Source organism: Streptomyces sp. GbtcB6, assembly GCF_019091475.1.
Taxonomy (GTDB): domain Bacteria; phylum Actinomycetota; class Actinomycetes; order Streptomycetales; family Streptomycetaceae; genus Streptomyces; species Streptomyces hyaluromycini.
Genome location: NZ_JAGXJL010000205.1, coordinates 1 through 404 on the forward strand (window position 1 = coordinate 1; position 404 = coordinate 404).

Here is a 404-nt window from a genome sequence, read left to right on the forward strand (position 1 = left end):
CGCTCCCCCACCCGTGTGCCGCCGGCGACGAGCCGAGCCCCGTCCCGCCGGCCCGAGTCGATGTACGCCATGACCCGGTCCAGCTGTTCCTGCGACACCAGCGGCCCCAGATCGGTCTCCGGGTCCGTGCCGGGCCCGATCCGCATCCGGCCCGCCTGCTCGACGATTCCGCCGACCACCTCGTCGTAGACGGCGCGCTCGACGAAGTGCCGGGAGCCGGCGGTGCAAGACTCACCCTGCTTGAAGAAGATCGCACCGGTCGACGCGGCCACGGCCCGCTCCAGGTCGGCGTCGGCGTAGATCACGTAGGGTGACTTGCCGCCCAGTTCCAGGGTGACCTTCTACAGGTCGTCCGCCGCGGCCCGGACGATCTCTCGGCCGACCTCGGACGATCCGGTGAACGC

1 protein-coding gene is annotated in these 404 nt (G+C 71.3%); it reads right to left on the reverse strand.

Going from position 1 to position 404, the window contains the following annotated elements; translation table 11 throughout:
* Positions 1-305 (reverse strand): aldehyde dehydrogenase family protein (locus KVT45_RS55180; protein ID WP_308311178.1); only part of this gene is annotated, 305 nt, incomplete at its 3' end.
* Positions 306-404: the final 99 nt, after the last annotated feature.